This is a genomic window from Micromonospora tarensis (assembly GCF_016803395.1).
Lineage (GTDB): Bacteria > Actinomycetota > Actinomycetes > Mycobacteriales > Micromonosporaceae > Micromonospora > Micromonospora tarensis.
On the sequence record NZ_JAEVHL010000359.1, the window covers coordinates 1 to 4,703 of the forward strand.

The following is a 4,703-nucleotide window of genomic DNA, read 5'->3' on the forward strand; positions in this document are numbered from 1 at the left end:
TGACGACAACTTCATGATCAACAGGGCGAGGGCTGGGGTGGTGGGGGGTCAGAGGCCGGACAGGCGTTGGCCGGCTCTTACCACGGCCATGGCGTGGCGTTCGCCGGGGCGGCGGCCGAGGCGCTCGATCGGGCCGGAGATGCTGACCGAGGCGATCACCCGGCCGGTGCGGTCGCGGATCGGGGCGGAGACGCTCGCCACACCGGCCTCCCGTTCGGCGACGCTCTGCGCCCAGCCGCGGCGGCGCACCTCGGCGAGGGTGCGGCCGGTGAACTTGCTGCGCGGCAGCAGCGGCATCACCGCCTCCGGCGGCTCCCAGGCGAGCAGGATCTGGGCCGCGGAACCGGCCGTCATCGGCAGCACCGAGCCGACCGGTACGGTGTCCCGCAGGCCGCTGGCGCGTTCCGCCGCCGCCACGCAGATCCGCTCGTCGGCACGGCGCAGGTAGAGCTGGGCGCTCTCGCCGGTCGCGTCGCGCAGCGCGGCCAGCAGTGGCTCGGCGGCGGTCAGCAACACGTCCGGCGCGGCATTGGCCAGCTCCCCCAGCCGGGGGCCGGGTCGCCACCTGCCCTGGGTGTCCCGGACCAGCATCCGGTGAATCTCCAGGGCCTGGGCCAGCCGATGTGCGGTGGCTCGGGGCAGCTTGGTGCGTTCAACGAGTTCGGCCAGGCTGGCGCCGTCGACGCAGGCGGCCAGGATGACCACCGCCTTGTCGAGAACGCCGACACCGCTCATACTGTGTCCCACAAGCCGAAATTTACCTCCCAGAATTTAGGATGTCCAGATGGTGGGAGTCACTCCTGAGCCGAGGACCCTGGCCGAGAAGGTCTGGGACGCGCACGTCGTACGGTCCGCTGCTGGTGAGCCGGACCTGCTCTTCATCGACCTGCACCTGCTGCACGAGGTGACCAGCCCGCAGGCGTTCGACGGGCTCCGGCTCGCCGGGCGTCGGGTGCGCCGTACCGACCTGACCCTCGCGACCGAGGACCACAACACCCCGACCGGGTACGCCGACCCGGCCTTCCGCCTCCGCCGCGGTGACCTGCTCACCATCGCGGACCCGACGTCGCGTACCCAGATCGAGACGCTGCGCCGCAACTGCGCCGAGTTCGGGGTGCGGCTGCACCCGCTCGGCGACGACAACCAGGGCATCGTGCACGTGATCGGCCCGCAGCTCGGGCTCACCCAGCCGGGCATGACCATCGTCTGCGGCGACTCGCACACCGCCACCCACGGCGCCTTCGGCGCGCTCGCCTTCGGCATCGGCACCAGCGAGGTGGAGCACGTCCTCGCCACCCAGACGCTGCCGCAGAGCCGGCCGAAGACGATGGCCGTGAACGTCACCGGCCGCCTCGCCCCCGGCGTCACCGCCAAGGATCTGGTGCTCGCGCTGATCACCCAGGTCGGCACCGGCGGCGGTCGCGGGCACATCGTCGAGTACCGCGGCGAGGCGATCCGGGCCCTCTCCATGGAGGGGCGGATGACCATCGCCAACATGTCCATCGAGTGGGGCGCCAAGGCCGGCATGATCGCGCCGGACGAGACGACCTTCGCGTACCTCAAGGGTCGACCCAACGCGCCGCAGGGCGCGGACTGGGACGCGGCCGTGGCGTGGTGGCGGACGCTGCCCACCGACGAGGGCGCGCACTTCGACGCCGAGGTCACCCTGGACGCCAGCCAGATCACGCCCTTCGTCACCTGGGGCACCAACCCCGGTCAGGGGGCGCCGCTGAGCGCGCCGGTGCCGGACCCGGAGGACTTCACCACCGACTCGGAGCGCACCGCCGCCCGGCGGGCCCTGGAGTACATGGACCTGCGCCCCGGCACCCCGCTGCGGGAGCTGCCGATCGACGTGGTCTTCGTGGGCTCCTGCACCAACGGCCGACTGGAGGACCTGCGGGCCGCCGCCGACGTGCTGCGCGGCCACCGGGTGGCCGACGGCGTCCGGATGCTCGTGGTGCCCGGTTCCGCCGCCGTGCGGGAGGCCGCCGAGTCCGAAGGGCTGGACAAGGTCTTCGCCGACGCCGGGGCCGAGTGGCGGTTCGCCGGGTGCTCGATGTGCCTGGGGATGAACCCCGACACCCTGAAGCCGGGAGAGCGCTCCGCCTCCACCTCGAACCGCAACTTCGAGGGCCGTCAGGGCCGGGGTGGGCGTACCCACCTGGTCTCGCCGCCGGTGGCCGCCGCCACCGCCGTGGTCGGCCGGCTGGCCGCCCCCGCCGACCTGTAGAAGGGGACCGAGGAGATGGACAAGTTCACCACCCACACCGGCACCGCCGTCCCGCTGCGTCGGTCCAACGTGGACACCGATCAGATCATCCCCGCCGTGTACCTCAAGCGGGTGACCCGGACGGGCTTCGCCGACGGCCTGTTCAGCGCGTGGCGGGAAGACCCGGAATTCGTGCTCAACGATGAAAGATATTCCGGAGCGTCGATCCTCATCGCCGGTCCGGAGTTTGGCACCGGCTCCTCCCGGGAGCACGCCGTCTGGGCACTGCGGGACTGGGGCTTCCGGGCAGTGGTGGCTCCCCGCTTCGGTGACATCTTTCGCGGCAACGCCCTCAAGGAAGGGTTGTTGCCGGTCGAGTTGGAATTGAAAATCGTCGAAGAGCTGTGGGCTCTGGTCGAGGCCGACCCGAGCACTCCGGTGACCGTCGACCTGACCACCCGCCAGCTCTCCGCCGGCGAGGGCAGCTGGTCGTTCCCGCTGGACGACTTCAGCCGCTGGCGGCTGCTGGAGGGCCTCGACGACATTGGACTCACCCTCCGGCACGCCGCCGACATCGACTCGTACGAGGCGCGTCGACTGCCGTTCCTGCCCTCCGTGGCATAGCCGTACGCCCGATCAGAGAGCCGATTCCACCCCCGTCGGTCCAACCGGCGGGGGTGAATCCGTTACGACACAAGGCCTTTTTTCTACCGAATGTTTGTGTCTCGGCAGCACAGGGCATACCGTGCGCGCAGAATGGCTCGCGTCGAGTCAGTTGCACAATCGGGAGGAAGTCGTGAACAAGGCCGAGCTCATCGAGGCGCTCGCCGTTCGCCTGGGGGACCGAAAGATGGCGACGGCCGCGCTCGACGCGGTCCTCACCGAGGTCCAGGCGGCGGTCACCAAGGGCGAGAAGGTGGCGATCACCGGATTCGGAGCATTCGAAAAGCGTGTGCGTGGCGCGCGAACAGCGCGCAACCCGCGTACCGGCGAGGCGGTGAAGGTCAAGAAGACATCAGTCCCGACCTTCCGCCCGGGCGCCGGGTTCAAGGAGATGGTGGCCAGCGGCAAGGTGCCGAAGGCCACGGTGGCGACGAAGAAGGCCGCCACCAGCACCGCCACCGCCAAGGCGGCCGGCACGAAGGCGACCACGGCCAAGGCCGCCAGCACGAAGACCACCGCGGCCAAGGCGAGCAAGACCGCCACGGCGACCAAGACGGCCGCCAGCAAGAAGACCGCCCCGGCCAAGGCGAGCAAGAGCACCACGGCGACCAAGACGGCCGCCGGCAAGAAGACCGCCGCGGCGAAGAAGACCACCGCGGCGACCAGGTCGACCGCGGCGAAGAAGACGACCGCGGCGGCGAGCAAGAGCACGGCGGCCAAGAAGTCGCCGGCGAAGAAGGCACCGGCCAAGAAGGCGGCCAGCAAGCGCTGACCGACCCGCTACCGAAGGGCGTCCACCCGTGGGTGGACGCCCTTCCGGCGTACCCGGACCGTTGACCCCGGTTGACGCGCTCGCGCAGAATCGCCGTGCCGGTCCCCCTCCGCCGGCCCGCCGACCGGAAATGGGGCACCGGTGCGCTACCGCCAGCTCACCACCGGGACGCTCGCGCTGGGCGTCATCCTGCTCATCGACGTGCTGCGGGTCTGGCTGCCCGGCATCATCACCATCTTCGGCCAGGCGGCGTCCACCCCGGCCGAGCTGATGGGCGCGTTCGCCCTCGGCTGGTTCGTGCTCGCGCTGGGCGCACCCGCCGTGGTCCGCCAGGTCGGAGCCCGCCCGGTCACCGTCGCCGCCGCTGTTCTGCTCGCCGTCGCCCGGCTCGCGCTCACCACCGCGCCCGGTGGGCGTACCCAGCTCTGGCTGGCCACCGCCGGGTTGCTCGCCGGACTGGTCTGGCTGGTCGGCGTCGCCGCCGACACCGACCGACCGGTTCCGGGGCTGGCGTTGGGGTTCGCGGCCAACGCGGCACTGCACGCGGTGCTGGACACCGTCGACCTGGTCTGGCGCGGCGACGCGCTGGCCTGGTTGCTCAGCACCGTCGCGGCGGCTCTGTTCCTGCTCGGCGTGGCGCAGACCGGTCGGCCCGCCGGATCCCCCGCCGGCTCCGGTGGGGCGCGCGCCTGGTCGCTGGCCGGGCCGGCGCTGCTGCTTGCCGCGATGGTGGCGCTCTCTCCGGCGCTGGCCGGACCGGGATGTCGTATCTGGCCGCCGGGGACGGTGTGGCGTCGTCGCCGCTGTTCGGCCTGGCGCCGCTGCCGGTGGCGGTCGCCGGGTTCCTGTGCACCGCGCTGACCCGGCCGCCCCGAGGACGGACCCGGGCGTACGGGCCGGTGGCGCTGCTGGCCGGCGCGGTGCTCTTCGCCCTCGACCGGGGTGACCTGCTCGTTGCGGCCATCCTGCTCGCCGCGCTGGGCCTCGGTGCCAGCCTCGCCCGCACCGACGACGCCAGCGTCGCCCCGGGCGAGGACGCCAGCCAGGCGGCCCCGGCGG

General features: G+C 72.0%; 5 protein-coding genes and 1 pseudogene. 5 read left to right on the plus strand and 1 reads right to left on the minus strand.

The features are described 5' to 3' along the window. Positions 1 to 48: 48 nt before the first annotated feature. Entirely contained in the window at positions 49 to 735 is a 687-nt protein-coding gene (locus tag JM949_RS33680; protein ID WP_007456408.1) for an IclR family transcriptional regulator, read from the minus strand. 49 nt (positions 736 to 784) lie between these two features. Between JM949_RS33680 and leuC the strand changes: the two genes are divergently transcribed. The 5 genes and pseudogenes from leuC to JM949_RS33705 all read left to right on the plus strand — a co-directional run. Further along, complete coding sequence (gene leuC / locus JM949_RS33685; protein ID WP_203152078.1) at positions 785 to 2,230, plus strand: 3-isopropylmalate dehydratase large subunit; 1,446 nt, start codon at positions 785 to 787, stop codon at positions 2,228 to 2,230. Positions 2,231 to 2,245: 15 nt separating this feature from the next. Further along, positions 2,246 to 2,833, plus strand: a complete 588-nt coding sequence (leuD, locus tag JM949_RS33690) for a 3-isopropylmalate dehydratase small subunit (protein WP_203152079.1) — start codon at positions 2,246 to 2,248, stop codon at positions 2,831 to 2,833. A 172-nt stretch (positions 2,834 to 3,005) separates the two neighbouring features. Continuing rightward, entirely contained in the window at positions 3,006 to 3,644 is a 639-nt protein-coding gene (locus JM949_RS33695) for an HU family DNA-binding protein (RefSeq protein ID WP_203152080.1), read from the plus strand. A gap of 141 nt (positions 3,645 to 3,785) precedes the next feature. After that, on the plus strand, positions 3,786 to 4,505 hold the full coding sequence (locus JM949_RS33700) for a hypothetical protein (RefSeq protein WP_203152081.1): 720 nt from the start codon (positions 3,786 to 3,788) through the stop codon (positions 4,503 to 4,505). Continuing rightward, positions 4,472 to 4,703 (plus strand): annotated as a pseudogene (locus JM949_RS33705) (endonuclease/exonuclease/phosphatase family protein); the annotation flags it as partial. The gene JM949_RS33700 and the pseudogene JM949_RS33705, both read left to right, overlap by 34 nt.